25 protein-coding genes and 1 pseudogene are annotated in these 23,855 nt (G+C 47.4%); 14 read left to right on the top strand and 12 right to left on the bottom strand.

What is annotated here, in order from left to right:
• Positions 1 to 328: 328 nt before the first annotated feature.
• The 5 genes from LB453_RS02320 to LB453_RS02300 all read right to left on the bottom strand — a co-directional run bounded on the left by LB453_RS02320 (position 329) and on the right by LB453_RS02300 (position 2,827).
• Positions 329 to 760, bottom strand: coding sequence for a hypothetical protein (locus LB453_RS02320; RefSeq protein WP_103796949.1), 432 nt, complete (start codon positions 758 to 760; stop codon positions 329 to 331).
• Entirely contained in the window at positions 750 to 1,313 is a 564-nt protein-coding gene (locus tag LB453_RS02315; protein WP_103796948.1) for a hypothetical protein, read from the bottom strand. Before LB453_RS02315 ends, LB453_RS02320 begins: the two co-directional genes overlap by 11 nt.
• Positions 1,314 to 1,367: 54 nt before the next feature.
• Positions 1,368 to 1,532 (bottom strand): hypothetical protein, encoded by a 165-nt coding sequence (locus tag LB453_RS02310; RefSeq protein ID WP_224481398.1) that lies wholly within the window; start codon positions 1,530 to 1,532, stop codon positions 1,368 to 1,370.
• 107 nt (positions 1,533 to 1,639) lie between these two features.
• Positions 1,640 to 2,314 carry a FadR/GntR family transcriptional regulator gene (locus LB453_RS02305; RefSeq protein WP_103796947.1) on the bottom strand — a complete coding sequence of 225 codons (675 nt, stop codon included), beginning with the start codon at positions 2,312 to 2,314 and terminating at the stop codon, positions 1,640 to 1,642.
• A 99-nt stretch (positions 2,315 to 2,413) separates the two neighbouring features.
• Positions 2,414 to 2,827, bottom strand: a complete 414-nt coding sequence (locus tag LB453_RS02300) for a transcriptional repressor (RefSeq protein ID WP_103796946.1) — start codon at positions 2,825 to 2,827, stop codon at positions 2,414 to 2,416.
• A gap of 422 nt (positions 2,828 to 3,249) precedes the next feature.
• On the opposite strand from LB453_RS02300, the gene LB453_RS02295 reads away from it, so the two are divergent.
• Complete coding sequence (locus LB453_RS02295; RefSeq protein WP_103796945.1) at positions 3,250 to 3,687, top strand: Fur family transcriptional regulator; 438 nt, start codon at positions 3,250 to 3,252, stop codon at positions 3,685 to 3,687.
• 77 nt (positions 3,688 to 3,764) lie between these two features.
• On the opposite strand, the gene LB453_RS02290 is transcribed toward LB453_RS02295, so the two are convergent.
• Complete coding sequence (locus LB453_RS02290; RefSeq protein ID WP_103796944.1) at positions 3,765 to 4,172, bottom strand: carboxymuconolactone decarboxylase family protein; 408 nt, start codon at positions 4,170 to 4,172, stop codon at positions 3,765 to 3,767.
• A 103-nt stretch (positions 4,173 to 4,275) separates the two neighbouring features.
• Between LB453_RS02290 and LB453_RS02285 the strand changes: the two genes are divergently transcribed.
• Both LB453_RS02285 and LB453_RS02280 read left to right on the top strand, forming a co-directional pair.
• A complete protein-coding gene (locus LB453_RS02285; protein ID WP_103796943.1) occupies positions 4,276 to 5,046 on the top strand; it encodes an aldo/keto reductase in 771 nt (256 codons plus the stop codon).
• Positions 5,047 to 5,073: 27 nt separating this feature from the next.
• Positions 5,074 to 6,099 carry an aldo/keto reductase gene (locus tag LB453_RS02280; RefSeq protein WP_103796942.1) on the top strand — a complete coding sequence of 342 codons (1,026 nt, stop codon included), beginning with the start codon at positions 5,074 to 5,076 and terminating at the stop codon, positions 6,097 to 6,099.
• A 28-nt stretch (positions 6,100 to 6,127) separates the two neighbouring features.
• On the opposite strand, the gene LB453_RS02275 is transcribed toward LB453_RS02280, so the two are convergent.
• Together LB453_RS02275 and LB453_RS02270 are read right to left on the bottom strand one after the other, a co-directional pair.
• Positions 6,128 to 6,817 carry a FadR/GntR family transcriptional regulator gene (locus LB453_RS02275; RefSeq protein ID WP_103796941.1) on the bottom strand — a complete coding sequence of 230 codons (690 nt, stop codon included), beginning with the start codon at positions 6,815 to 6,817 and terminating at the stop codon, positions 6,128 to 6,130.
• Positions 6,818 to 6,921: 104 nt separating this feature from the next.
• Positions 6,922 to 7,440, bottom strand: coding sequence for a TetR/AcrR family transcriptional regulator (locus LB453_RS02270; RefSeq protein WP_263489533.1), 519 nt, complete (start codon positions 7,438 to 7,440; stop codon positions 6,922 to 6,924).
• A 274-nt stretch (positions 7,441 to 7,714) separates the two neighbouring features.
• On the opposite strand from LB453_RS02270, the gene LB453_RS02265 reads away from it, so the two are divergent.
• Both LB453_RS02265 and LB453_RS02260 read left to right on the top strand, forming a co-directional pair.
• Positions 7,715 to 8,869: an MFS transporter gene (locus LB453_RS02265; RefSeq protein WP_103796939.1), complete on the top strand. Its 1,155-nt coding sequence runs from the start codon at positions 7,715 to 7,717 to the stop codon at positions 8,867 to 8,869.
• A gap of 6 nt (positions 8,870 to 8,875) precedes the next feature.
• Complete coding sequence (locus tag LB453_RS02260; RefSeq protein ID WP_103796938.1) at positions 8,876 to 9,607, top strand: SDR family NAD(P)-dependent oxidoreductase; 732 nt, start codon at positions 8,876 to 8,878, stop codon at positions 9,605 to 9,607.
• On the opposite strand, the gene LB453_RS02255 is transcribed toward LB453_RS02260, so the two are convergent.
• The gene (locus LB453_RS02255; protein ID WP_103796937.1) at positions 9,604 to 10,494 is read right to left on the bottom strand and encodes a LysR family transcriptional regulator; all 891 of its coding nucleotides are present in this window, start codon (positions 10,492 to 10,494) and stop codon (positions 9,604 to 9,606) included. The genes LB453_RS02260 and LB453_RS02255 overlap by 4 nt on opposite strands.
• Positions 10,495 to 10,586: 92 nt before the next feature.
• Here LB453_RS02255 and LB453_RS02250 point away from each other — a divergent pair, with 92 nt between their 5' ends.
• The 3 genes from LB453_RS02250 (at position 10,587) to LB453_RS02240 (ending at position 13,912) form a co-directional block, all read left to right on the top strand.
• A complete protein-coding gene (locus tag LB453_RS02250; protein WP_103796936.1) occupies positions 10,587 to 11,762 on the top strand; it encodes an MFS transporter in 1,176 nt (391 codons plus the stop codon).
• 12 nt (positions 11,763 to 11,774) lie between these two features.
• Positions 11,775 to 12,491, top strand: coding sequence for an SDR family oxidoreductase (locus LB453_RS02245; RefSeq protein WP_103796935.1), 717 nt, complete (start codon positions 11,775 to 11,777; stop codon positions 12,489 to 12,491).
• Positions 12,492 to 12,670: 179 nt separating this feature from the next.
• The gene (locus LB453_RS02240) at positions 12,671 to 13,912 is read left to right on the top strand and encodes an MFS transporter (RefSeq protein WP_146053853.1); all 1,242 of its coding nucleotides are present in this window, start codon (positions 12,671 to 12,673) and stop codon (positions 13,910 to 13,912) included.
• A gap of 105 nt (positions 13,913 to 14,017) precedes the next feature.
• On the opposite strand, the gene LB453_RS02235 is transcribed toward LB453_RS02240, so the two are convergent.
• The gene (locus LB453_RS02235) at positions 14,018 to 14,731 is read right to left on the bottom strand and encodes a FadR/GntR family transcriptional regulator (protein WP_103796933.1); all 714 of its coding nucleotides are present in this window, start codon (positions 14,729 to 14,731) and stop codon (positions 14,018 to 14,020) included.
• A 175-nt stretch (positions 14,732 to 14,906) separates the two neighbouring features.
• Here LB453_RS02235 and LB453_RS02230 point away from each other — a divergent pair, with 175 nt between their 5' ends.
• The 3 genes from LB453_RS02230 (at position 14,907) to LB453_RS02220 (ending at position 17,969) form a co-directional block, all read left to right on the top strand.
• Positions 14,907 to 15,788 (top strand): fumarylacetoacetate hydrolase family protein, encoded by an 882-nt coding sequence (locus LB453_RS02230; RefSeq protein ID WP_224481397.1) that lies wholly within the window; start codon positions 14,907 to 14,909, stop codon positions 15,786 to 15,788.
• Entirely contained in the window at positions 15,785 to 16,576 is a 792-nt protein-coding gene (locus LB453_RS02225; protein WP_103796931.1) for an alpha/beta fold hydrolase, read from the top strand. The genes LB453_RS02230 and LB453_RS02225 overlap by 4 nt, the downstream gene beginning before the upstream one ends.
• 70 nt (positions 16,577 to 16,646) lie before the next feature.
• Positions 16,647 to 17,969 carry a metal-dependent hydrolase family protein gene (locus LB453_RS02220; protein ID WP_103796930.1) on the top strand — a complete coding sequence of 441 codons (1,323 nt, stop codon included), beginning with the start codon at positions 16,647 to 16,649 and terminating at the stop codon, positions 17,967 to 17,969.
• Between the two features lie 43 nt (positions 17,970 to 18,012).
• On the opposite strand, the gene LB453_RS02215 is transcribed toward LB453_RS02220, so the two are convergent.
• Together LB453_RS02215 and LB453_RS02210 are read right to left on the bottom strand one after the other, a co-directional pair.
• Entirely contained in the window at positions 18,013 to 18,432 is a 420-nt protein-coding gene (locus tag LB453_RS02215) for a GlcG/HbpS family heme-binding protein (RefSeq protein ID WP_103796929.1), read from the bottom strand.
• Positions 18,429 to 19,385: a Kelch repeat-containing protein gene (locus LB453_RS02210; RefSeq protein WP_103796928.1), complete on the bottom strand. Its 957-nt coding sequence runs from the start codon at positions 19,383 to 19,385 to the stop codon at positions 18,429 to 18,431. Before LB453_RS02210 ends, LB453_RS02215 begins: the two co-directional genes overlap by 4 nt.
• A 210-nt stretch (positions 19,386 to 19,595) precedes the next feature.
• On the opposite strand from LB453_RS02210, the gene LB453_RS02205 reads away from it, so the two are divergent.
• The 3 genes and pseudogenes from LB453_RS02205 (at position 19,596) to mqo (ending at position 23,733) form a co-directional block, all read left to right on the top strand.
• Positions 19,596 to 21,062 (top strand): glycoside hydrolase family 1 protein, encoded by a 1,467-nt coding sequence (locus tag LB453_RS02205; protein WP_103796927.1) that lies wholly within the window; start codon positions 19,596 to 19,598, stop codon positions 21,060 to 21,062.
• Between the two features lie 49 nt (positions 21,063 to 21,111).
• A pseudogene (locus tag LB453_RS02200) lies at positions 21,112 to 21,441 on the top strand (DNA polymerase V subunit UmuC); the annotation flags it as partial.
• Between the two features lie 636 nt (positions 21,442 to 22,077).
• A complete protein-coding gene (mqo, locus tag LB453_RS02195) occupies positions 22,078 to 23,733 on the top strand; it encodes a malate dehydrogenase (quinone) (protein ID WP_103796926.1) in 1,656 nt (551 codons plus the stop codon).
• Positions 23,734 to 23,855 lie beyond the last annotated feature (122 nt).

Here is a 23,855-nt window from a genome sequence, read left to right as displayed (position 1 = left end):
ATATGAGCCATTTCGTCTTGAGTCAGGTCGGCTATTGTCCTCTGGACCTCATATCAAATATGGCCCACTGACAGGAGCACATATCGGATTGCATAACGCACCGTCGGCCGCATTTTTTGTTGTCGCGCACCCCCGTAGCCTGTTTAAGCTTATATGAGCCGCTATGAACCGGACTGAAGAAATTTCAAAGATTGCTGACTTTCTCTGCTGCACCAGTAATTTATAGCGGAAACTGAACGCGGGCATTGTTATTGTTTACAAGCAAGGAGGGTCAGAAGAAACTCTACCGGAAACCCTTTGCTGGAACAGCAAGACAGGGCATATGCCGCTATCTGTCAGCATGGACATACCTGTTCTGACATGAGTTTACTTTAAACACGATACAGGCCAGTTCAACTACCTGTTCCTTATGGTGCAGGGCAGACACGCCGGTATTCTCCCAGTAGACATTGATATCAGGATAAAGCCGGGCAAATATTTTTTTAAAGCCAGGGAGCAGACGACTGCTGGTATAATAGCATTTCATTATCCTTAAGTCTGACATAGTGCAACCAATCTTCCTGAGCGTAAATTTCAGATGTTCGAGGCAGACATAAAACTGCGCTTCCGGGCGTAAAACAAAGCCAATACTCTTCAGGTTTCCGGTAATCTTCGGAATGTAAACAAAATTTCCCATGAGTGAATAAGGCATGATGCGCAGCTCGGCATCCCCCATGCACCTGATGAAGTTATCAAGAGTCCAGCCGGAATCAGATTTCATACAGATCCTTTTTGAGATGACTTAACATGCTAAGTAAGTCATTGCCACTTTTGGCAAGAAATATAAGATGTCTGATAAACGTATCGCTGATTTCGGCTGGTGTAAGATTAACGGATATCTCAGAAAAAATGTGCTCGTGCTTTTTTTCAAAAGCGCTCAGGCTTCCGCTTGAAAACCTCTTTTTAATCTCTTCCACATCATCGTTTCTGGCATTAACATGATAGCGTACCAGTCTGTTAAGGCGATACAATTCTGATGTTTCTGTAGAAAGGCCACTGAAAGCACTAAGATAGGATGCATTTTTTCCGATAACAGGCTCAGCCATAATCAGAAGGGTGCCTGAAGAAATATCCTGCGTATAACCAGACATTGTAAACGTCAGCGGCCGGGTACCGTTATCTTCGGCCATCCATTTACATTCGGCATCGTTAAAGTAAAAACGCAGCATCTTACCTTTCTGTAAAGACTGCCACTCGCCTTTGCTTAGATAGGCCAACAGCAGAATCTCACCAGATGACTGATGCTGGATAATAACGGGAACAAATGGAAACATAATAGTAGTATCCTTGATTTTAGCTTGTGAATTTTTTGAAAGAGTCGTCTCTATTCAGAAGGGGGGCTCTGGTAATGATACGATTGAATAAGTCGTTAATTGCTGCTGATATTCCTGCCGAATTACAGATAATAGCTTTGATACTGCAGGCATTTCGCTTTCAGGAATAAGATAAAAATTAATAGTCAGATGACAGTATTGTTCAAGCAGCGTTGACATGTTGCACCATAAGCAGAGTTTTATGATTTTTAGTTATTGTTTCGCTTTTAATTCATTACTAGATCATGTGTCAGCAAACCTTATATGATTCAGGTAAGCAACCTCATTCAATTAAGCCTGGCTGATGACGATAGCTTCATGATTAAAGGGTTTATAATTTCCTGAACTGCTTTTTCAGCATCAGCAGGATCCTGCCTGATAATTGCATCAAAAACCCTGTCATGAGATTCTGAATCTGGTTCGAATTTATCAACTACAGCTAAAGCATCGAGAGTATAACTTCTGACTGACGAACTGAAAAATTTATAAAGGATCAAAAGAGAGTTATTACGTGATGCAATGGCAATTGCCTGATGAAACTCCATGTCGCTTTCAATTATTTTTTCAATGAAATCCGTACTATTAAATTTCTTTCGTCGTATCAGGCTTTGTCGGATCCTTGCTATATCTGTTTCTGTTCTTCTTTCGGCCGCGAGTTTAGCTGCCTCAGACTCGATGAGACACCGCATTTCAAAATGCTCGGTCAGTCCACCTGCCGTCATCTTATGAGCAAGTGCGCTTAAATCAACGTTTCCAGTTACAAACGTCCCACTGCCCTGACGAACCTCCAGCAAACCAGAGTAAGAAAGCGCTTTGATAGCTTCACGAACGGTATTTCTACCCACATCATAAAGATGAGATATTTCATGTTCGGCCGGAATTTTTTGCCCGATGTGCCACTTTCCGACGATTATTTCATGCCTGAGCTTTTCAATAAGAAAAGCTGTGCGAGCTTTTTTCACAAAAAATTCCTCATCAATATTTTTAGCGTCTCTTCTGTCTTTTTAGACAAAATTTCATTAATGTAAGTCCCATTTTTCGCATGGTATCTGACATATACATTATCTTTCTAAGGAGCAAGATGAAGGTGCTGGCATCATATATATGGTGATTTCATGCTCTATAGCAATGCCTCCTTTTTCCTGGGCGATAGTTTTTATAATATTATCAAGTCTACTGTCATTTAGCGATAGCGAACGGTTTTCATGAGCCCAGACGATTCGACAATTTATATTTTTACCAGTCCGCTGATAGACAATTTTACCGCCAAAAGCAGGTTTTCTGCTGACCTCATTTTTGGCTGCAAGCGTTCTTAGTATTCTTGCCACTGTTCCTCTTGAAATACTATAACGTTTATTCATGTTTTTATGCAGTGAATCTACTGTATAAAAATCATTAGTATGTTCATCGAGAAATTGCAGAATTTTCTGCTCATTCATTGATGCACGTCTTTTAAGAATGATTGCAGGATACATTGCTTATGCCCGTAATGAATAGATGCAGTTATCCTATCATCCTACCTTTAGAGGGTTCAACCCTCCAGAGTGTAAGGTTAAAAACCAAGGGTAATTAATATAATTTATTGATATTAATAGTTTTTATTGGTGGCTTAACTTTTGATTCTTTGGGAAGTTGTAAATTAATTAATAGCTTGATCTGCCGAAAGGTGGGATGATAGGATCTAAATCATTAGGTTGCCCCTGACAGGGGAAAACAGGCTTCATTAGCACAAAAGCATAAACGTCAGGAGCAAGGCTATGAAGGATTTCAGCAGAAAACCAGGCTGTAAGGTGCTACAAAAAATCTGCTTTCTAGGCGTGTATATTTTTATGCTTTTTATGTCTGGTTTCTTCATCTTTAACAACGGCTGACAATATCAGATATCGTAACTGAGAGCATGGCTGTGTACATTAAACGTAATAAAGAAAAAATACTTACAAGCGCTAAAAGAAAATCCGATCGCGTTGATAAAATACTTTCCTACTTCAACCAGAAAACCGGTGAGTTATTGTCAGTTCGTCAGATTTTTCAGGCGTTCTATGAAACCAGCGACAGAATGAGCGAGTCAACCATTTATCGTCTTATTAATATTTTATGTGACGAAAATCATCTGCAGCGTAAGCGTATGCCAAGTGGTCTGTCTGTCTTTGAGAAAACCGAAGGGAAAAGACATGATCACATCATTTGTACAAAATGTAATTCAATTTTTCCTTTGTACGAAAAAAGGATTGAATGTTTGTTTACAAAACTGGCCGGTGAGCACAATACCACAATAGAGGATCGGGAAGTCATTATTTATGTTTCGTGCATGGGTGATTCATGCCCGAGAAATTAGTGTTTTATTCTTCGTTGTCTGAGTCTAAGCAGGATTTTGTTCCATTTAGCCAGGAAATAAATCCTGGCATTTTTTTATCAGTCTTGTTTGCTGTTAAACACTTCTTTTGCTGCTTCCAGCGCAGCCATCGCTGTTGGAAGGCCGGCACTGAACGAAACCTGCATGATAACTTCAATGATTTCTGTTTTCGTCGCACCTGCTCGGAGAGCCGCATCGATATGCATCTTAACAGCAGGTATTCCTGCTGGCCCCAGCGTTGCGCAGGATGCGATAATCACCAGCTCGCGGATTTTCAGCTCCAGACCAGGGCGTGTATAGAGGCCGCCAAACTCCCATTCAAGGACGTAATTTCCATAGTCTGGTGCGATATCTTTAAAATGATCGATAAAAGTCTGAGGGTCAGAACCCATGACCTCTTCAAACTTTTCCTTCCCTGCTTTCAGGCGACTCTGTGAGTCTGGTGCTGTCGCATTGGTCTCTGTCATGTTGTATCTCCACTTTTGTTAAAACTTGAACTGTACTGTCCAGTACAATAAAGTACTCTCAGCTAAACATTCAAATCAAGCAAAACGTTGATGTGGAAATGCTATGAATAACATCGTTCTGAAAAACGGCAGAAAAGTCCCTCTAATCGGCTTTGGAACCTGGAAGCTGAATGGACAACAAGCAGTGAGTGCAGTGCATACAGCCCTGGACCTCGGTTACCGCCACATTGATACGGCTGCGATGTATGGGAATGAGCATGAGGTCGGTAAGGCAATTGGCAAAGCGCTTGTCGATCGCGATGAACTCTTCATCACCAGTAAAGTCTGGCCTGATTCTTTTCATCGGAAAGACTTTATTCACTCAGTTGAAAATTCGCTGAAAGCACTTAAAACAGACTATATCGACCTTATCCTGCTTCACTGGCCCAGTTCTGACATCTCATTTCATGAGCCCCTGGATGCTCTGGGCAATCTGATAGCAGAAGGGAAGGTTCTTACGGGAGGCGTCAGTAATTTTGATCTATACGCTTTACAGGCAGCTCTCTCTTACGCGCCGGAAGTAATTAGTCTTAACCAGATAAAAATGGCTTATCCCTCCATCCCGGATGATGTCATCAGAGTGGCACATGACAATGCTGTTGCCATCACCGCTTATTCACCCCTCAATGCCGGCAGCATGAGTTCGGACCCGCTTGTACAACGACTTGCGGTTGAATATGCAAAAACGCCGGCTCAAATCACGCTGCGCTGGCTCACGCAGCAAAATATCATCGCGATACCTAAGTCCTCTTCTTTCCACAGAATGAACGAAAATCTGAGCAGTCTGGATTTCACTCTGTCTGATGAGGCTATCAGCGCGTTAGGCATCATTTGAAACTATCCTTAAAAGTGGAGATTTAGAATGAAATATAATTTTCTCGGAGACAGTGGGCTTCTCGTTTCAGAGCTGAGCTTTGGTACGGCAACCTTTGGCGGCGGTAACGAATTCTTCAAAGCCTGGGGTGCCACGGATGTGGAAGAAGCTAAATCATTGCTCGACCTGTGCCTTGATCGTGGCGTCAATCTGATAGACTCCTCTGACGCTTATTCTGGCGGAAAAGCTGAAGAGATCCTGGGAAAGGCTATTGTTGGAAACCGTCACAAAATTCTTATCTCAACGAAAGCGACGTTCCGGATCGGAGAGGATGTGAATGCGATAGGCAGCTCGCGTCATCATCTTGTGCAGGCCTGTGAAGAGTCATTGCGCCGTCTTAAAACAGACCACATTGATCTCTGGCAGATGCATGCCTTCGATGCCCGGACTCCTGTTGAAGAAACTCTGCGTGCACTCGACGATCTGGTTACCTCGGGTAAAGTGCGTTATATCGGCTGCTCAAATTTTTCTGGCTGGCAACTGATGAAATCTTTATCTGTTTCAGAGCGTCGCGGCTGGTCTCGCTACATTGCTCATCAGGCTTATTACTCTCTGCTGGGTAGAGAATTTGAGTGGGAACTAATGCCTTTGGCTCTTGAAGAGGGCGTGGGAACGGTAGTCTGGAGCCCTCTCTCGGGTGGCCGTCTGAGCGGTAAAATCAGCCGCAATAAGCCTGCACCTGAAGGGAGCCGTACAGCCAGTCTGGGCGCATACGGTCACAGTCTTCCAGAAGAGCAGTTCTATGATGTGATCGATACGCTGGAACAGATTTCAGCTGAAACAGGAAAAAGTGTGTCTCAGGTAGCATTGCGCTGGGTTCTGCAGCGTCCTACAGTATCTACTGTGATTGTAGGTGCACGTAACCGTGAACAGTTAGAACAAAATCTGGATACCACTGGCTTCGAACTGACCACCACGCAGATTGAGCGACTTAACAGCGTCAGCGATAAGCCGCGTGTTTATCCTTACTGGCATCAGCAGCAGACATTCGCAGAGCGAAACCCTCGCATCTGAACAAAAACAGGGCCTTTCGGGCCCTTTTTTAGCTGTTTCTCAGATGGGTAATCATTGGCTGGATCATGTTTCTCACCGCATCCTGCGCGCGAAACTCATCCTGTTGCTCAATAGCTTCGACGAGATTTTGATGAGCAGCATAATCCGGTTCCGGTAATTCGTTAAGCAACACGATTTTTCTGGTATTAGAACGCACTGAAACCTGAAAATATTCATACAGCGCTATCATGGGGAGATTATGAGAAGCATTAACAATAGCTTTATGGAAAAGAGCGTCCTGTTTGAGAAAAGATTCAAGATCGTGTTCTTCGCTTTTTTCTCCCCGCGCCTCCAGGGCCATGCGAATTTTTTTTAAATCGCTTTGGGTTCTGCGCACAGCCGCGTAGCGCGCGGCTTCCGACTCCAGCATACACTGAAGCTCAAAATGCTCCTGCAGGCTTCCCTTATCCATCTGACGCATCGTTTCGGAAGGATCAATCCGGCTGCGAACATAGGTTCCATCGCCCTGACGAACCTCCAGCATGCCTGAATGAGAGAGAACCCTGATGGCTTCTCGAATAGTATTGCGGCCAACCTGAAGCATATCTGTCAGCTCTGTTTCCGTGGGTATACGTTCACCCACTGTCCATTTCTGCTCCGTTATCTGTTTGCGTAATACGTCAATAACGGTATCGACCAGTGGCTGGCGCGCTACGGCAAATGAACTTCTCTGAGTCATCCCCTTATCCTTAACAAGATATTCATCCTGCCATCCTACCTCAATTTTTAAAAATGCTCACAGAATCAACCAGAAGGGTCAGGCTGTTTCTCTATGCTTTCCGGTTATGCCTGGTAGTAGGCGAGGAAAATCTTTACGGCTTCTGCAACAGCATCCTGACGAATTTTTTCAGAAGGAACGCTTTCAACGCCAATAACACGGGCCCATAAAAGTGGTTCATTTATCAGTCCCAGAAACTGTCTGGCGGCGCGATGTGAATCGCTGACTTTTTTCAGTCCTCTACCTTGCATTCTGGACAGATATTCTGCCACTGCATTAAGGGCGGGGGCCTTTCCGGCTTCAAAAAAACGCTCGGCAAGGCCGGGGAAGCGGGGACCCTCGCTGATCACCATTCGCATAAAGGCGACGGCCGTATCTGGCACCCAGAACTCAGCAACAGAGCGGCCAAGCTGTGTCAGGCCAAACTCAACATCATCAAGTGCTTCCTTATCCTGCGTGATGGTAATGGCGGGAAAATCTGTCCAGACAAATTTAACAGTCTCCTGAAACAGCGTTTCTTTACTGCTGAACTGGTTGTAAACAGTTGTTCTTGCGGTATTAGCAAGCTTTGCAACCTTTTCCATACTGGTTCCCTGATAACCAAACTCAAGAAACGCATCCCTCGCAGCTTCAAGAATAGCTGTGCGAGTTGACTGCTGAACTGGCATAAATTATTCCCATTACAAATCAATAGGTTAATACACGCCTCGATGATGGAGGCTTTACTGTTCTGAATTGTACTGTACAGTACAGTTCTGAATTGATCGTTGTCAGTATTACATACATCTCCAAACCGAAACAGAGGTCAACTTTGTGAGTACTGTACCCCTTAGGGAAAAAACCGTTTTGAGTAGTGGAATGTTGCTTCTGCTGGCTCTGGCCTGCGGAATAACCGTATCGAATGTGTATCTCAGTCAGCCAATCCTGAACGAAATAGCGATGAGTTTTAACGTCAGCCCTGATCGGGCAGGCCTGGTGACGACACTGGCACAGACAGGCTATGCAATTGGCATTTTATTTATCGTGCCCAGTGCTGACAGCCTCTCGCCGCGTAAACTGAGCGGAATGCTGCTTCTGCTGACGACCGTGATGTTACTCGGGTGTGGCCTTGCGCCGTCCCTTACTGTGTTAATCGTAGCCAGCTTTTTTCTGACGCTGTTTACTGTTATCCCGCAGATACTTATCCCGCTTGCGGTGTCTATGGCGGAAAAAGGGGAAACAGGCAGAGTCATCGGCACAGTGCAGACCGGTCTGATACTGGGCATTCTGTTATCACGAACTGCCTCTGGCTTTCTGGCTGATGTCAGTGCCACATGGCGGGCGTCCTTCATCGTTTTTGCTGTTCTTGATGCATGGCTGCTGATTGTTCTCATAAAATGGCTGCCATTAACAGAACGGTCACCCCTGAGCCTGAAAAAATATGTTTCTTTGCTGGCCTCTATGCCGCGTCTGTTACTTGCCTATCCGGCACTGATTTTATCCTGCCTGATGGGTTGTCTGGTCTTCGCAGCGTTTTCTGCCTTCTGGGCGACACTCGCCTACTATCTTGCATCGCCTGCTTTCAACATGAACCCGGCCGATATCGGGCTATTTGGCTTGTGGGGGGCAGCAGGTGCGATGCTGGCTCCGCGAGCCGGACGGTTATGCGATCGCTTTGGCGTTAAACCTGTCAATCTGCTCTCACTACTCTCAGTTGCCTGTGCTTTCATCTTGTTTATGTACACGAGGAGCTATGCCATTCCTGCACTGGTCCTCGGCGTTAACCTTCTCGATTTTGGCCTCCAGAGTGGTCAGATAGCGAATCAGGCCCGTATTTTTGCATTGCCGGGCGAATACCGGGCCCGGCTGAATACGTTATATATGGTTTTTACCTTTTTTGGCGGTGCCGCAGGCGCAGCCGCAGGTTCATATTTCTGGAGCATAAGCGGGTGGATGGCAGTATGCCAGTTTGCTCTGGTGCTGTTGCTTGCCGCGCTGGCTCTGCTTTTCCTTATCAGAACATCAACGAGGTAATAAGCTATGGATGAGATCCGAAATAAAGTTGCGCTTGTCACCGGAGCAAGTCGTGGGATTGGTCGTGAAGCGGCACTGGCATTGTCCCGAGCCGGATGCCGTGTAGTAATTAATTACCGGCACTCATCAGCTTCAGCAGAGGCCCTTGCAGAGCAGATCGCCCAGGAAGGCAATACGGCGATAGCGCTGGCTGCTGATGTCAGCCGACATGATGAGGTCAGCCAGTTAATCTCGGAGATTGGTGAACGCTTCGGGGATGTTGATATTCTCGTTAACAATGCAGGTATTAACCCCGTACAGAACTGGAAAGAAATTAGCGCAGATGACTGGAACAGCGTACTGCTGACCAATCTGTCCTCCTCTTTTTTCATGAGTCAGGCGGTACTTCCTGCTATGCAGCGCAATGGGTGGGGCAGGGTTATCATGATGTCCTCAGTCGCTGCCCAGACAGGTGGCGTTATTGGACCGCATTATGCAGCCAGCAAGGCCGGGCAGATCGGCCTGATGCATAGCTATGCTAACCTGCTTGCGGGATGCGGAATCACAGTAAACGCGGTTGCGCCTGCGCTGATTGAAACTGACATGATAAAGAATAATGACAGCATCAAGCCCGATCTTATCCCGGTAGGGCGTTTTGGCCAGCCGGATGAGGTCGTCGATGCCATCATGATGCTGGTACGTAATGGCTACATTAACGGGCAGACTATAAACGTTAACGGTGGCTGGTACATGAGCTAAAAGGATATGCTCATGTTCATCTTGCTCTGCAGATAATCAATGAGACTACGCACGCGTTGCGGCATATGTTTACCGGCAGGATAGACAAGATAAAAGGTTGTGCTTTCAACCGAGCGCCAGTCGGGCAGGAGAGTGATGAGCTCTCCTGTACTGACTTTTTCATCAGCGTAGTAGGCTGGGACATGAATAATGCCGATGCCCTTCAGCGCAGCGCTTACTGCCGCATTTCCACTGTTTGTGGACACGCGACCCAGCGGTCTAATGGATACCTGACGCTTACCGTTGGTAAAATGCCAGTTACGTCCTACCAGTGGCAGACAGTATTCAGGGGGAAGATCTTCCGGACGACCGATATATCCGAGCTTTTCCGTCAGCGCCTGACAGGCCAGAGTAATCATAGGGACAGAAACCAGCCTTACTGCTATCAGAGAGCTGCTGCTGACCAGCGGTCCCATTCTTATTGCCAGGTGATAGCCCTCTGCGATCAGATCGACGTTCCGCGCTGACACATCTATCTCCAGACTGATCCCGTCATGCATTACGCTGAAATCGGTCAGTAAAGGAACGATTTGTTCCTCTGCCAGTTTTCCTGCCAGCGTAATTCGTATCGAACCTTCCAGCGTTTCGCTCCCTCGTGTAAGTCTGTCCTGAATACTTGTCAGTTCCTCCATTAACGGCTCTGTCGCCGAAAACAGGCGGCTTCCTGATTCGGTCAGTTGCATCTGCCTGGTCGTCCGTACAAAGAGCTGAGTGGCAAGGCGCGACTCGAGCTCTGCAATATGACGGCTTATGTGAGAAACAGACACGTTTAGTTGCTTTGCCGCTGCAGTGAAAGTCCCTCTTTCAACAACAGCAATAAATTCCGGCAAACCTTTTAATGCATTCATTTTTGCAAACCTGCAATAGTGTTTATCGGGAAATGGTTATTATCAACAGATGTGCAATAAATTACCATCATGAAACCTAATCAGGAGGTTTTATGTCAGTCATTTTATTTGCACTCAGTCTTTGCACCTTTGCACTCGGGCTGGCTGAGTTTGTCGCAGTCAGCCTGGTTCCGGCTATTGCAGGCTCACTGGATATCAGCGTCTCGTCAGCCGGGCTGATGATCGGCATATATGCTATTGGTGTCAGCATTGGTGCACCGGTATTGAGTGCTGCACTGGCAGGTGCCACACGCAGGCATGTTCTTGCCGGAAGCATGCTTATTTTTGCTGTTTCAAATCTGGTAACTGCATGGATCCCGTCTCTGACTGCATTGCTTATCAGCCGCCTGACCGCGGGTTTGATGCATGGGGTCTTACTGGCGCTGGCAGCTTCCAGTGCTTCCGCCGCCGTAGAGCCCGCTTTCCGCGGCCGGGCAATTTCAACCGTCTTTGCTGGCCTGACACTGGCTCTGATGCTTGGCGTGCCACTCGGCACTTTCGCTGGTAGCGCTTTTAACTGGGAGTACGTCTTCGTAGCCATCGCCGTGATCGGTCTGGTCGGTGCCCTGTTAACTGAACTCTATACCCCTTCAGTCAGTAAAGATGAACAGGAGCAGGCACCAGGCACGCTTTCCGGCACACTGCTGAATCGCAGCATACTGCATCGTGTGCTCATCACTGCGATGGGCTATGCCGGCTCGTTTACCGGGTTTACCTACATTTCTGTACTGCTGGAACAAGAAACGCAGCTGACCGGCAAAGGGATTTCAGGAATGTTCTTCCTGTTTGGAGTGTTTGCCATGATTGGTAACTACTTCGGCGGACAGCTGGTTGATAAGGCGGGAAGCCAGCGAGCATCACTGCTGGTTCTGGCAGGCATTGGCATTGCACTGTGTGGTGCCTGGTTGAGTGCCGACTCTGTCATTGTTATGGCCTGTGTAATGAGTATCTGGGGCCTTGCGAGCTTTAGTGCTGTGCCTGTTTTCCAGCGCACAGTACTGGCTGCTGCTGAGGTCGACGGCAGCCCTGATCTGGCGTCAGGAATGAACATCGCCGGATTCAATATCGGCATCGCCGTGGGCTCTGCGCTGGGTGGGGCGGCAAGCCATACATCAGCGTCATCGCCCATGCTGTATGGCTTCATCCCGCTGGCCGCGGCGGTCATGCTGGCCTTTCTGCTGAAGCCCGTTAGCAGAAAGAGTGTGTACAAAGAAACCGCATCAAACTAACCGGAGTAAAATATGAATATTCAAAACAAACACATTGTGATCGCAGGTGGTAACTCAGGCATCGGGTTTGCCGTAGCACAACAGGCTCTGGCGCAGGGCGCAGCGGTTACACTGATCGGGCGATCAGAAGCAAAACTAACAAAAGCTGTTAAGCGTCTCGAAGGTAAAGCTTCATGGGTTGTGATGGATCTGGGCGATGCGAAAGCTGCAGAGACCGGCTTCGAAAAAATCGGCAAGTATGATTATTTCGTTCTGAGCGCTGCAGATCTCACTTACGGGCCTCTGGCAGAGATGGATCGTGCTGCGATTGAGCGCATGCTTGCCACTAAATTCTGGGGACCGGTTCACCTGGCTCAGTTTGGTCTGAAGAATCTGTCCAGCGATGGTGCCATTGTGCTTTTCTCAGGTCTGGCGGCGGACCGTCCTGCACCGGGTACGTCAATGGTATCTGCGTTGAATGCGGGGGTAGAAGGGCTTACGCGTGCACTGGCAGTAGAGCTGGCGCCAGTACGCGTTAACGCTGTCTCTCCTGGCGTAGTAAGAACTGAAGGCTGGGACTTCATGGCCGAATCCGATCGTGAAGGTTTCTTCGATTCGCTGGACAAGTCTCTGCCGGTAAGACATACGGGTACCCCTGATGAACTTGCCAATGCAGTTTTATTCGCCCTGACCAACACATATCTGACCGGCGAAATTCTTCATGTCAACGGCGGCGGCAGTCTGAGCTGACAGACATACGCTTGCAAAGCTTTACGGAACAATCATGCGAGGCAGACTAAATAGGTCTGCCTTTTTTTGTTTATGATAACCATTCTCATTGTCAGAAAATTCATAGGATGATAGGATTTAAGCCGTCTATATTTTTGTCTTCACAATTCCATGTGGGGCGACTGGATTCAGAGTCTGTTATGAAAACCTGCACAACATCGTTACATGACCGTTCCCTTTCAGGCCAGGCACGTCAGGCTAGCCCGGCGCTGGTATTGCTTTCGCTTGGGCTGCTCTATATATCCTTTGGTGTCTGTTTTGGCCTCCTTGAATACGGTATTCCACCCATTCTGCTTTCACAGGGTGTCGATCTGCAGGCCATGGGATGGGTCATTGCACTCTATATTCCCTTTGGATTGACGTTTCTCTGGGCACCCGTTGTAGACAGGATTTCATTGCCCTGGCTCAGTCACCGTATCGGCTGGATTGCGCTTTGTCAGATTGTCAGTTCTGGTCTGCTTATTGCCATTGCATTTGGCAGCAGTCTGCCCGCGGCAGGTATGTTTTTTCTCGGGCTGGCCGTTTGTTTTGCCGTCGCGACCATGGATCTGGCGCTGGATGCTCTTGCTGTGGATATGATTGGACCAAAATATCGCTCAGTGGCTGCGGCGCTTAAGGTTTCTGCGCTGGCGCTGGGGGGGATGCTGGGGGGTGGCATACTGGTAGGGTTATTTCCCCAACTGGGCTGGAAAGGGACTTTCTTCATCACTGCTCTGTTACCGATGCTGACCATCCTTCCGGTTCTTATGCTGACTAAAGCGGAGAATAAAATCTGCCGTCTGCCTCATCGTGCCAGCCTGCTGGTGACATTCAGGAGAAAAGGTGTCGGAAAACAACTTCTACAGCTGTCTGTGGCCACGACATTCCTGATTGGTCTGTTTTATTTTCAGCGGCCTATCCTGGTCAGTATGGGCGCATCCCTGGAGCGTATCGGCTGGACGCTGGGTACGTTGTCGCCCATGCTGAATGCTTTAGCCGCAATGATAATCATCCCTCTTATGTCCCGGTTTGGCTCATTACGGACAATGGCGCTGCTTTTGATCATTACCGCACTGGCAGCGGCAGGCACGGTAATCAGTCATGGCCTTGCAGATATTAACGGCGTAATAATCTGGTCTCTTCTGCAGGCTGCTGTATGTACTGCACTTAGTGTAATTATTTATGCCCTTATATTGAAATGGGCCGCTACTGACCAGTCAGCAACAGACTATGCCGTTCTTTGCGGAGCAAGCAGGCTTTTAGCAACCTTATTCTTAATGGGTGTTCCCACTGTGCTGCCTTACATCAGCTGGGGGGTATTCTATGGTGTCAGTGTTGTTCTGCTCGCAGGAATATGTTTTTCCATGCGCAGGCAGGTGCAAAAGATGTCTGTAGAGGAATGACCGGTGTGGATGATCTTACCCTTACCCTGCGAAAGCGCAGGATAGCAGGGAGAACTATCCTGCGTGCATTACTTGTTTTAAGTCTTGCACCCTCTGATAGTCAGTTCAGCGACTGCCCGGGTCAAAAAGGTTTTTTTGAACAGTAAACAGATGTTCATAAAGCAGCTCACGTGCTGTTTTCTCATCGCGATCGCGAAGTGATTTAACAATATCGCGATGCTGTTGCTGATAGAGGTCGCGCCTTGCTGCGGTCAGCGATTTTCTTTTTAACATTCCCCATTCACCGCGATCTCTGACCTCATTCGTCAGCGTAAGTATCTGCAGAAAAAATGCATTATGTGTGGAAAATGCGAATTCCTTGTGCAACTCGCCATCCCAGTATTCAAATTCATCAATCGTGGTTGCCGCTTCAGACCGGATAATACAATGGTCCATTTTGTCAAAATCGTTGTTCGTCGCATGAAGAACTATGAGGGCAGGCATTTGCGGCTCGATCAGTAATCTGGCTGCCATCAGTTCTGCAGGGCTTATCTCTATTCTGTTGAGTGCGCGGTTGCGGCTTTCAGCAATGTCCCCGGCATTAGCAGTGACAAAGGTGCCACTCCCGACAGTCTGTGTGATGAGATTCAGCTCTTTAAGATTGGTCAGGACACGCCGGACCGATCCTCTGGACACATCAAATTGTTCACACAGTTCTCTTTCGGCAGGTAATTTCTGACCCGGCAGCATTCGCCCACTTTCGATCTCCTCAATGAGATAGCTGGCTAGCTTCAGCCCACCGGGAGAACGCACTGATTTCTTTGCAATAATCTCTCTCAAAGCAGCCCCCTTAGTAGAATCCAATCAATACATTTTAATCTTATACCAATTGGATCCAATGAATAAAAGTTTGAACTGTATCAATTATCGGCAAAAAAAGAGTTCATTCCTGTTCAGCATGGAATACATTGTACTTTTATTAAATACCAATAAAGAACCAAAAGAGGACCAATAGATGAAAGTCGCAACTCTCGCTAAACCAGGCGGTAAACCTTTTATCGCCATTATTAATGCTGAAACAGAAACATACTGGCCTGTAACAGATCCTCTTCAGACTCAGCCATGCAACATGCAGCACCTTATCAGGAACTGGGAAGAGAAAGTGCAATCGTTTGATATATCAGGTGAAGGATTCCCATTAAGTGCAGTGAATATTCTGCCGCCGATCACTCCTGAGAGAAACATTTTCTGTGTCGGAAAGAACTATCACGATCATGCCGCAGAGTTCAGCAAATCCGGTTTTGATCACAGTGCAAAAGAAGGTGAAATCGCCCCAGAATTTCCGGTTGTTTTTACTAAAACGCCAGAAACAGTCATCGGTCATAAACAAAAAATCCCCCGGCATAAGAACGTAACCAGTCAACTGGACTATGAAGCTGAGCTGGGTGTAATCATCGGAAAAGGTGGCAAAAATATCACCCGACAGAATGCCTCTGAGCACGTGTGGGGCTACACGGTAATTAATGATATGACCGCCAGAGACCTTCAAAAAAATCATCGCCAGTGGTTTATTGGTAAATCTCTGGATGGATTCTGCCCGATGGGACCGTGGATAACGACTGCAGACGAGATGGATCTTTCCCGGACAACTCTCCGCTGCTGGGTAAATGGTGAATTAAGACAGCATGCCTCTGTTTCACAACTGATTTTCGACATTCCCACGCTTGTAGAAACACTTTCAGCCGGTATTGAACTTAAACCGGGCGATGTCATTGCAACCGGCACGCCTGCAGGTGTAGGAATTGGATTTACACCGCCAAAATTCCTTCAGGCAGGCGACAGTGTCTGTATTGAGATCAGCGGAGTCGGAACTCTGGAGAATGAGGTGGACCAATGACCGAATTGCACAAAGAGATGGCGGTGGAGATTTCAGGGGAAGGAGAGGCGCTGCTTTGCATTCATGGCCTGGGCGGGACATCCAATATCTGGACTCCGGTAATGGGGGCACTATCCGGCTTCAGGGTCATTCGTCCCGACTTACCCGGTAGTGGTCGTTCTCCCTTACCGGATGGAGTTCTCAGCATCGCCTTCTATGTGGAGAAGATGAAGCAGCTTCTGGATGATCTTTCTGTCAGCCAGGTTCATCTGGTCGCCCATTCCATGGGTACCATTATCGCTATGCATCTCACAGCGCAGTATCCGGGGTTGGTTAAAAGCCTTGCGTTGTTTGGTCCGTTGCTCTCACCGCCGGATACAGGCAGAGCCGCAATTCAAGAACGAAGCCGGGCAGCGATATCAGGCGGCCTGAGTGCCATGCAGAAAATCGCCGATACCATCGTTACCGGTGCTCTCAGTGCCGAAACGCATGCCTCAAATCCGGCAGTGGTTGCACTGGTCAGAGAATGTGTCATGCGGCAGACCCCTGAAGGATATGGTGCGAGTTGTGGTGCTCTGGCAGAAGCGCAGCCGGCAGACATCAGAAAGATCACAGCGCCAGTAATGCTCATTACGGGTAATGAGGATGCCGTAGGTTCGCCTGAAAAAATGCACGAGTTTGCCAAAGACCTGAGCAATTGCCGCGAAACCGTTCTCACAGACTGTGGGCACTGGACCACATTTGAAAAACCAGAAGAGTGCGCAGACAGACTGATGCACTTTTATCAGGATTTAAAAATCAGCCCGTAGCGTTGCAGCCTTAGAAAACAAAAAAGTAAAACAAAACTCTACCCTACAAGCTCGACGACAGGAGATAAAAATGCAACCTAACACGCTTTTTACCAATGTCATTGTATTCGATGGAAGTGGAGAAACCCCTTTTCATGGTCATGTACTGATCGAAGGAAAAAGGATAAAAAAAGTCTTCCATCATGAGTTTGACAGAAATCTGAAAGATACAGAAATTATTGATGGTGAAGGAGCTTTTCTGATGCCCGGCATGACGGAAGCGCACACGCATTTTTCCTGGAATGACCAGCCTACACTGTCCGCTATTCAGATGATGCCGCCTGAAGAACATATTCTCTGGTGTGTCAGCGTTGCGAAACGCTACCTCGACATGGGCTGGACGTCCTGCATTGGTGCTGCTGCAGCAAAACCCAGGCTCGATGTGGTTTTGAGGAATGCGATTAATTCAGGGCAATTTCCCGGGCCACGCTACCTGGCAGGCAGTCAGGAAGTCACGACGATAGGGACACTGGGCGATAATACGCTCCCTCATCTGCCTTTTGCTGAACTTAATTTTGGCAGTATCTGCTGCGGGCCTGAAGAAATTCGCCGCTCTGTCAGGACCTTTATAAAATATGGGGTGGATCATCTGAAAATTAATCTTTCAGGTGAATATATTGCGGGCATTCCTGCTGAAACTTCTCCGTTTGCAGAAGAAGAAGTCGCGATGCTGGTCAGTGAGGCTAAGCGGTTCGGCAAACGAGTTGCTGCTCATGCCCGCTCGAGTGAGTCAGTTAAGCAGTGTGTCCGCTATGGTATAGAAATGGTCTATCACGCAAGTTTTGCGGATGATGAAGCACTCGATATGCTGGAGGCAAATAAAGATAAGCATTTTGTAGCGCCTGGTCTGGCCTGGCTGATTCGCACCAACTTTAACGCATCCGAATATGGTATTACTCCTGAAAAAGCAGAGCTGATGGGATATAAGCGAGAGCTGGAGGTCGCGGTTGAAACACTGAGTAAAATGCATAAGCGGGGTATTCGTATACTCCCTGGAGGCGACTATGGTTTTGCCTGGATGCCACATGGTACCAATGCACACGACCTGGAATATTTCACGACTTATCTGGGCATGACAAATATGGAAGCACTAGTTTCAGCAACACGGATGGGGGGTGAGTTAATGATGCAGGAGCATGAGCTGGGCAGAATTAAAGAAGGATATCTTGCAGATATCCTTTTGATTGAGGGAAATCCCTTATCCGATATTCGGGTATTGCAGGATCCTGAAAAGATTACATTGGTTATGAAGGATGGCGTTATTTATAAAAATACGCTTTCTGCGATCTCAGAGAGTAAAACATTCCAGCCAGGCTTAAGTCGGAAGAAAATTGTAAAAGAACTGCACCACTGATGACAGACAGGACCATGAGAAAATTGTCTCATGGTCCTGCTTATCAGGATTGCTGGATTTTACGCATAAAGTATTCAATGCCAGCCTGGGCAATCATCTCATCCTGGTCCGGACTTCCACCGGAGACACCCACGCTTCCCACACACTCCTCATGAATAAAAAGTGGTAGCCCTCCCTGAATCGGCAACCGGCCATCCCGAAAACTGCACAGGGTTAATCTGGCAAGCGCAGCATCCTCAATAGTTCGGCTGGGTTGCCTCATCATAACTGCAGTAAGCGCTTTTCCCTTTGCTACGTCAGGTGTCTGAAACTGTGCTCCGTCCAGGCGTTCACTCAGTATCAGATGACCATGCCCATCCAGGACAACGATGCTGACAGCAACATTCAGCTCTGTCGCACGGGTTTTACAGGCCTGACTGATAGCGGATGCATCAGTCAGCTGCAATATCTGCTGTGTTTTCATTTGATCTCCTCAAAAGCGGGCGTATAAATTTCAACAACAACGGAGCGATCCCCACCGGGCTCAGGGCTGCCAGTCAGGGTGTAAATTTTGTTCTGGTAAACAGTTGCGCCAAAACCGTGCCGTGGCGTAGGGAGGGGGGATAATTTTTTCCAGCTATTACGGAAAAAATTATATTTTTCACTGTCACTATATGCCTGAGACGACCCTTCACCACCAAACAGAAAGAGATGATTTTCGATAACAGCATGTGCCATGCCGCTACGCTCAACAGGCATTTCCTGTGCGCCAGACCATTTATCCAAAGCCGGATCGTATATTTCAACAGGACCGATATTGTCAGATGGGCTACCGTCTTTACGACCGCCTGCGACAATAATTTTTCCGTTTATCGAGTCTACTGCAAGATGATCCCGCCTGACGGGCAGGGGGGCGGCGACAGACCATGTGTGCTCCGCCATGTTCCAGACGTCGTGCAGTGCGGTATTTTTCCTGCCTGAAACACTTCCTCCGATAAGATGGACCGTGCCATTAACAACTACAGCACCTCCGGCGGCGCGTTCATGCGGCATATCAGGTCCCCGACGCCATTTGTCTGAAGCCGGATCGTAAATCCAGACCTCACGCGTAGCCGTCCATCCATTTATATATCCTCCAAAAACATACACTTTTCCTTCCCAGGCAATGGCAGCAGCATGGTGGACAGCGTGAGGGAAATCAGCACCGGTCGACCACTTATCAGAAGCCATTTCATAAATCAGAAGTTGGGTTGCACCATTGTAGTCGCCAATTACATAAGCTTTCGATCCCACCGAAGCGACTGCAACTTCAGAACGTGGAGAAGGGGCATCGGCGCCCCTGGACCAGTGACCCGAATTTGTCACTTCTGTTGCATGACTGCATGAAGCTCCGGTTAGCAGTGTGTACATAAGCAAAATCATGGGGGTGGTTTTCATGCCATTTCTCCAGAGAATGTTCAAAAGAAAGATTGCCAAAGACACTATTTTGAACTGTACTGTTCAGTATAGTTGCTGGCATGATTCTGGCGATCCGCTTTGAGAATTTTGCTTTAATCAGGCAGGCATGACCGTTCATTTCTGTCACAGGCGGACTGTATCAGTGGCTAAAAAACATTGGAGTAAAATTCAACCGGAGAAGACATAAAAATGAAAATATTTGCTGCGCTTTGTAGTTTGGTTGCCTCTTCTTCAGCGATAAGCGCAACGCCATTTCCTCCGGATTTTCAGTGGGGAGCTTCATCAGCAGCTTATCAGATTGAAGGTGCCGTGGAGGCGGATGGAAAAGGGAAATCGGTGTGGGATTACTACCTGAGCGATAAAAAAATTGCTGGACCAGACGTCAATGGAAACACGGCTATCAACTTTTATGACAGAAACCAGTACCTCAAAGACATCGCTTTATTCAAAAAGCTGGGGCTGACGAGTTACCGATTTTCAATATCCTGGACCCGTATCCTGCCTGACGGCACAGGCAAGATAAATGAGAAAGGCATCCAGCATTACCGACAGTTCATCTGCGACCTGAAAGCGGCGGGCATTAAACCGCTGATCACGCTTTACCACTGGGATATGCCGTTAACGCTGGCGGCCAGAGGCGGCTGGCTGAACAGAGACGCGATCGGATGGTACGCAGATTATGCAAAAGTCATTTTTGACAATTTTCATGACCTGGCCGATCAGTTTGTCCTGGTTAATGAACCTACAGTGGAAGTTGCACAGAACACGCTTGCGGCGGAAAAGCTAGCCGGAAAAGATGTGGGCACCTATCCTCCGCTCATTCCGAAAAAAGAAAATTTAGGCAATGCGCTGAAATCGCTAAATCATATCTTGCTGGCCAGCGCTGCGGCCCAGAATATTTTTAGAAAATCGGGGTATGAGGGGGCGCTTGGCATTGCAGTTCCGCTTTTCCCGATTCTCACTGAAAAGAATGCCATCGCCGCAGATATCAACGATGCAGAAATGACCGATGGCATTATGAACCGCTGGTTTCTGGACTCAATCTACAAAGGAAAATATCCTGAGCAGGTGCTGTCGTTTCTTGCCTTGAATAAAATCGATGCAGATATTCTTCCGGAGGATGCAAAGACAATACACCAGGCGAACTTTGGATTTATTGGGGTTAACTACTATGCACCTTTGTATATCCGACATGACCTCAACGGCGATTCAGATTATGCGCCAGAATTCTACAATCCTGACGACCAGAAAATTGCCTTCACCGGCCCGGTCAGGCCCGATCAGCTTGAGCGTTTGTTAGCCGAATTACGGCTAAACTATGGCAATCCGGACGTGCTTATCACTGAAAATGGTGCCGCTTTCAAGGATGAAGACATCAAAGTAAACGGGCAGGTTAATGACTCTAACCGATGCCTTTATATTCGCGACCATATTGGTGCAGTAGCAAAGGCTCTGGAGCAGGGTTCTAAAGTCAAAGGTTATTACGTATGGTCCAGTCACGATAACCTGGAGTGGATGAGTGGCTACAGAACAAGGTTTGGGCTGATTTATGTTGACTATGCTAATCAAGAAAGGACTCCCAAGCTGAGCGCAGAGATTTATTCGAGACTGATTAAGGGCGAAATCATTAAAGACGGCGACTGCTACAGAAGTTGAAATGACTCTCCTAAGGTCGAAACTTGATAAAGCTTTGCTAAACCTGGCCGGCGTGGGCATCGCTCAGAACAAGATCCTTGCCAGGCTGACAAATTACGCCACCAGGAAGTGGAAGCAGACCGGTGGCGTTATCGAAATGTCGAATACCGACCGGCAGTAAAAACTGATGGCGCTCGTGCCTGTTGAGGATGGATGAGGCGTCGGACGGCGTATCAGTAAAAAGCTGAATGCCATGCGCATCACAACGGCCAGAGACCTCTCACAACAGAGCACATGGGTTATCCGCAAACATTCCAGTGTCGTGCTTGAGCGTACCGTCAGGGAGCGGCACGGCGAGTCATGTCCGGCGCTCGAGGAATTTGCACCCACCGGTCTGCAGGCGGCGGAACTTCACTCTGGTTGCTGATATGCATTATGCGATATCTGAAAGGTTCAGGGAGGGCAGCGGGCGACTGGCGAGGCCAGGCAAGGTTAGCGCAGGAAACAGATCGTTATGCCTGGCCATTTAGTTTATTGCTTAAGCAGCTTTGGTTAGTTTATTGACTAGCTCGTTATAAGTCTGAATTTAATATGGTAGCAGGCAGTTGATTGCACATAGTCATTTATTTTAAATAAAACTTTATTCAGGGCGCTATATTTTAGCTATATTATTACTGACTTAATAAAAGAAGCCCGTTCCCAACATAATGCAGACGTAAAGTGTCAGTTGCAATGAAATAATAATTTTTAGTATGGGTGTTAATTTAAATTATCTTTTCTTTGCTAAGGAAATCGTAGTGCTAACCCAGCTTGTTGTTTTTTCTGGATTCCGGACAGGCTGGTTTTTTTGCTGCAGCAGCAGATAGCAATATTGGGTAATATAAAGTCGGTTTTTTTAATTAAAAACTGATTTATTTAGTTTTAAAATTAAAGATTGTCAAATTTTTGTTCCTGTAGTTTATAAGAGTGTTTAAAAGTTAATGTGAGTAAGTTAAAATCTTGGTTCACTCATTAATCCTCAATAGTACTAATTATAATGCTGCAACAAAACAAGATTTTCCCTGCGTTATCTCTTATCGCACTGTTAGTGGGTTCAGTCGCACACGCTGAAGAGACTAACGAAAAAACAGACGTACTTCTGATTGGCGGCGGTATCATGAGTGCCTCAATGGGCACGTTACTGCAAGAGCTCCAGCCTGACTGGAAACAACTCATGGTCGAAAAGCTGGATGGTGTTGCGCTCGAATCATCCAATGGCTGGAACAACGCCGGTACGGGTCACTCAGCCAATATGGAGCTGAACTACACGCCGGAACGTCCAGACGGTTCGATTGATGTTTCTAAAGCGCTTGAAATCAATGAAGCCTTTATGATTTCGCGCCAGTTTTGGTCATCACAGGTGAAGCGTGGCGTATTAAACGACCCACACTCTTTTATCAACTCTACGCCACATATGAGCTTTGTATGGGGTGACAAGAACGTTGAATACCTGACCAAACGTTATAATGCTCTGCAGCAAACCACATTGTTCCAGGGGATGAAGTTCTCTACCGATCAGAATCAGATCAAGCAATGGGCTCCTCTGATTATTGCCGGGCGCGATCCGCAGCAGAAAGTTGCTGCAACCTGGACGCCGGTCGGCACCGATGTGAACTATGGCGAAATTACACGCCAGCTGATTGGCAGCCTGAAAAAAGACGATAACTTCAAGCTGGAAACCTCATCTGAAGTTACGGGCTTTAAGCGTAACAGCGATAACTCCTGGCACGTTACGATCACCGACGTGAAAAGCGGTAAAGAACACGCTGTAGATGCTAAATATGTCTTTATCGGCGCAGGCGGTGGGGCCCTGAAACTGTTGCAGGAAACCGGGATCCCGGAAGCTGAGAATTATGCAGGTTTCCCTGTCGGCGGCTCGTTCCTGGTAACTGAAAATCAGGAGATTGCCCGTCAACACGCAGAGAAAGTTTATGGGCAGGCTTCAGTGGGTGCGCCACCGATGTCGGTTCCCCATCTGGATGCGCGTTTCCTGGATGGTAAACGTGTCGTACTGTTTGGACCCTTTGCTACCTTCTCGACCAAGTTCCTTAAAAACGGATCTTTCCTCGATCTCTTAAGTACTACTACGACCAAAAACGTGGGTCCTATGACTGACGTAGGCCTTGATAACTTTGACCTGGTGAAATACCTGATTGGTCAGGTGATGTTAAGTGACGAAGATCGATTTGAGGCGCTGAAAGAGTATTATCCGTCCGCACGTAAAGAGGACTGGAAACTTATTCAGGCAGGTCAGCGCGTACAGATCATCAAAAAGGATGCTGAAAAAGGCGGCGTACTTAAGCTGGGAACTGAAATCGTTACCGATAAACAGAAAACCCTGGCTGCGCTGCTGGGTGCTTCTCCGGGCGCATCTACTGCAGCGCCTATCTCTATCAACGTGATGAAAGAGTTGTTCCCTGAGCAATTCAAGTCGGCGGAGTGGCAGAGCAAGATCCGTGGTATCGTGCCTAGCTATGGACAGAAACTGAACGGCAACGTTGCGCTAACCCAGCAGGTTTGGGATGAAACGGCGGCAACGCTGCAGCTGGTAAAACCGCCAGTGATCCAGATGAAGGACGCTCAGGCTTCTCCTCAGGCTCAACCGCAGAAGCCAAAAGCAGCCGCTGAAAGTCAGCACGATATGGCGCTTTAATCCTTCCGGATGATAACAAAGCCCCTGAGGTTCTCCTCAGGGGCTTTTATTATTATGTTGCTGCACGATCAGATTGCCACTCTGTGACGTAATCTGAGTTTTATTTTTAAGAGTCAGACATC

Origin of the sequence: Pantoea agglomerans, from assembly GCF_020149765.1 — a bacterium.
In the GTDB taxonomy this organism is placed as follows: domain Bacteria; phylum Pseudomonadota; class Gammaproteobacteria; order Enterobacterales; family Enterobacteriaceae; genus Pantoea; species Pantoea alvi.
Note: the sequence above shows the minus strand (reverse complement) of the source record. Positions and strands in the feature narration are given on the sequence as shown.